Genomic DNA, 3,556 nt, shown 5'->3' on the forward strand with positions numbered 1-3,556 from the left:
GCGGGATCCCCGTATTTGGGATGTACACGATCGGGGCCGCGTATCCGTCGGTGCTGGACCAGGGGGTCGACCTCCTGAGCCACCTCCTCCTGCCCCTCGCCACCCTGACGATCGTGCTCTACGGGGAGTTCACGATTATCATGCGGAACGCGCTCATCGACATCCTGAGCGAGGACTACATCGTGTTCGCGCGAAGCAAGGGGGCGAGCGACCGCCGGATCATGCAGCGTCATGCGTACCCGAATGCCCAGCTTCCCATGATCAGCATCATCGCGGTCAACGTCGGTCTGGTCGTCGGCGGGGCCATCCTCACCGAGGTCGTGTTCTCGTGGCCCGGCGTCGGCCTCCTGATCTACAGCTCGATCACCGCGCGGGACTACCCCATCCTCCAGGCCGCGTTCCTCGTCGTCGCGATTTCCGTGGTCGTGGCCAACTTGGTCGCAGACCTCCTCTACGGCGTCTTCGACCCGAGGATCCGATACGGATGACGCGTATCCCCGCGGGCCTCTCCGAGTTCTGGAAGCTGTTCCGGAAGAACCGGCAGGGGCAGCTGGGTCTGGCGATCATCCTGTTCTTCCTCGCCATGGCTGTGTTCGCCCCCTGGATCGCGCCCATCGATCCCAACGCGACCAGCCCGTCGCTGTTCCTGACGCCACCGAGCGCCGCGCACCCCTTCGGCACGGACACCCTGGGGCGAGACCTCTTCTCCCGGAACGTGTACGGCGCCCGCATCTCCCTACTCGTCGGGTTGGCCGCGGGGGGCCTCGCGATCGGTCTTGGCCTCCTCGCGGGGATCGTGAGCGGCTACGCAGGGGGTCTGATCGACGAGGCGATCATGCGGGTTGTGGACTTCTTCATCATCATCCCGGCCCTCGTGTTCGCGATCATCATCGCGGCGCTCTTGGGGCCCAGCGAGGTGAACGTGATCGTGGTCATTGGGGTCCTGAGCTGGGCCCCCACGGCCCGGATCATTCGCGCCATGGTGCTCTCGATCAAGGAGTGGCCGTTCGTGGAGTCGGCGAAGGCGAACAACGCGGGCTCGCTGTATATCATGTTTCGCCATGTCCTCCCGAACGTGACGTCGGTCCTGTACGCGAACGCGATGCTCGCGGTCTCCTCGGCCATCTTCACTCAGGCGGCCCTCGTCTTCCTCGGGGTGGGAGACGTCACCGCGATTAGCTGGGGAGGCATCATCCGGGAGGCGGACCAGACGGGTGCCCTGATCGCAGGCCAGTGGTACTACTTCGTCCCTCCGGGGCTCTTCATCTTCGCGCTGATCCTCGGCTTCATCCTCTTCGGCTACTCCCTCGAGGAGATCATGAACCCGCGGCTGCGGATCATCAAGGCGTAGGAGGCCGTGGGACCCCATGATCCGAATCCGAGACCTGAGCGTTTCCTACGCGACGGAGGACGGCAAGATCCTCGCCCTCGACGGAATCAACCTGGTCATCCCGGACGCGCAGACCTTCGGGATCGTCGGGGAGTCGGGCAGTGGCAAGAGCACTCTTGCGCTCGCGCTCATGCGCCTCTTGCCTCGTAATGGGAAGGCGGAGTCGGGCACGATGGAGGTCGACGGGACCGACGTACTGCGTCTCCCGGAGGAGGAGATGGCGCGGATCCGCGGCTTGCAGATCTCCATGGTGTTCCAGGGGGCAATGAACACCCTGAACCCGCTCATCAAGATTGAGGACCAGGTGGCCGAGCCCCTCCTGATTCACCATGTGAAGGAACCGCAGGAGGCCCTGGAGGCGGCGCATGAATGCCTCAACTTGGCGGGCCTCGGCCGCGATGTGTGGCGGAAGTATCCCCACGAGCTCTCGGGTGGCATGAAGCAGCGTGCGGTGATCGCCACGGCGATCGTGTCCCAGCCCAAGGTGCTCATCGCGGACGAGCCCACGACGGCCCTGGACGTGATCACCCAGGCGCAGATCACGAACCTCCTCCGCGACCTCCAGCGCCGACTGAACATGACGACGATCCTGATCAGCCACGACTTGCCCCTCGTCGCCGAGGTCGCGGACCGAATCGCGATCTTCTACGCGGGGAAGGTCTGCGAGGACGGGACGAACGCCCAGGTCCTGAAGGGCCAGGTCCATCCGTACACTCGCGGCCTCGTGGGCTCTGTGCTGCTCCCCGGCGTCCGGAAGGAACCGAGCATCATCCAGGGCGACCCCGTGGACCTCCGTGACCCACCGCGAGGCTGTCGGTTCATGCCCCGGTGCCCCGAGGCATCGGACGCGTGCGCCTCGTACGACTACACCGGATTCCGGGTGGAGGAAGGCCACACCGTGTACTGCCTGCGCTGCGGGGATCACCGTGCCGATCGTTAGCCTGTCCGGGGTTTCCAAGCACTTCGAGCCGAGATGGCGCTCCGCGGAGAGCCGCCAGCCCGTGCGAGCTGTGGACGACGTCACCCTTGAGGTGGACGAGGGGAACATCCACTCGATCATCGGCGAGACGGGGAGCGGGAAGACGACGATCGCGCGCCTGATCTGCGGGCTGCTCCCGGCCACGTCCGGCACGATCACGGTGGACGGGATCAAGGTGTCCGCGGCGAAGCGGCGGGATCTCCGGCAGCTTCGAAGGCGCGTGCAAATCGTCTTCCAGGACCCCTACGCGTCCCTCAACCCGAGGTTCAACGTCCTCACGAGCGTCACGGAGCCGCTGCGGTTGAACAAGGTCCCCTATGAGCTGAGCGAGATTCGCGAAGCCCTCCTCCGCGTCGGCCTGACGCCGCCCGAGGAGTTCATGCGACGCTATCCGCACGAGCTCTCGGGCGGCCAACGGCAGCGGGTCGCGCTGGCCCGCTCTCTGGTGCTCAAGCCCAAGCTCCTCGTGGCCGACGAGCCCGTCTCCATGCTCGACGCGTCCATGCGCGCGTCCTTCCTCAAGGTCCTCGCGGAGCTCCATGAGCGGAGCGGCCTCACCATGGTCCTCGTCTCCCACGACATCTCCATCGCGTACCACTTCGGCGGGACAATCAGCGTGCTCTACCGAGGTCGGATCGTCGAAGAAGGGACCGTGGATGACGTGGTCAACGACCCCCTGCATCCGTACACGAAGGCCCTGATTGCGGCAATCCCCACCCTGGAGAAAAAGGCGGTCAAGGAGGTTCCTATCAAGGGTTCGATCACGGATGCCGTGGCGGAGGGGAAGGGGTGCCGCTTCTCCGTGCGTTGTCCGTACGCGATGCCGGAATGCACGGCGGCCGAGCCCGCGCTCGCGCAGGTCCGTGAGGGGCGCCGGGCCGCCTGCTTCCTGTACAAGTGACGACGGACCGCCGTGTCACGCGGAGGCGAACTCCCGCTTGGCCTCGTCCCCGAACCGACCGTCCTCGCACAACCGCGTCGCGACCTCGGCCATCACGTCGATCGTAATCGCCAGGGGTGCCTTCGCGTCGGGAGAGCGCGCGGCCTCCAAGGACCGCCGGGAATGCCAGGACGTCCCGCGGGGGGCGATCGCGAACTGCACGGCCACGGAGGGCAGGCGCTGGGAGACGTTCGCGAAGTCCGTGGACGCGAGCGGCATCTCGCTCCAACTCGCGTCCACGGGGGGG

5 protein-coding genes are annotated in these 3,556 nt (G+C 66.1%); 4 read left to right on the plus strand and 1 reads right to left on the minus strand.

Annotated features, from left to right (window positions below):
- The 4 genes from VEY12_00880 to VEY12_00895 form a co-directional block, all read left to right on the plus strand.
- Window positions 1–488: ABC transporter permease (locus VEY12_00880; protein ID HYM38686.1), on the plus strand; the 488-nt coding region annotated here is incomplete at its 5' end.
- Entirely contained in the window at window positions 485–1,351 is an 867-nt protein-coding gene (locus tag VEY12_00885; GenBank protein HYM38687.1) for an ABC transporter permease, read from the plus strand. The genes VEY12_00880 and VEY12_00885, both read left to right, overlap by 4 nt.
- Window positions 1,352–1,367: 16 nt before the next feature.
- The gene (locus VEY12_00890) at window positions 1,368–2,330 is read left to right on the plus strand and encodes an ABC transporter ATP-binding protein (GenBank protein HYM38688.1); all 963 of its coding nucleotides are present in this window, start codon (window positions 1,368–1,370) and stop codon (window positions 2,328–2,330) included.
- Window positions 2,317–3,270, plus strand: a complete 954-nt coding sequence (locus VEY12_00895) for an ABC transporter ATP-binding protein (protein ID HYM38689.1) — start codon at window positions 2,317–2,319, stop codon at window positions 3,268–3,270. The genes VEY12_00890 and VEY12_00895 overlap by 14 nt, the downstream gene beginning before the upstream one ends.
- Window positions 3,271–3,285: 15 nt before the next feature.
- Here VEY12_00895 and VEY12_00900 read toward each other — a convergent pair.
- Window positions 3,286–3,556, minus strand: a 271-nt coding sequence (locus tag VEY12_00900) for a hypothetical protein (protein ID HYM38690.1), incomplete at its 5' end; no start/stop codon positions are given.

It is taken from the genome of Thermoplasmata archaeon (genome assembly GCA_035632695.1).
Lineage (GTDB): Archaea > Thermoplasmatota > Thermoplasmata > RBG-16-68-12 > RBG-16-68-12 > RBG-16-68-12.

Coding starts and splice junctions, on each gene's coding strand:
- VEY12_00890 (HYM38688.1), top strand. CDS start 1,368: ATGATCCGAATCCGAGACCTGAGCGTTTCCTACGCGACGGAGGACGGC.
- VEY12_00885 (HYM38687.1), top strand. CDS start 485: ATGACGCGTATCCCCGCGGGCCTCTCCGAGTTCTGGAAGCTGTTCCGG.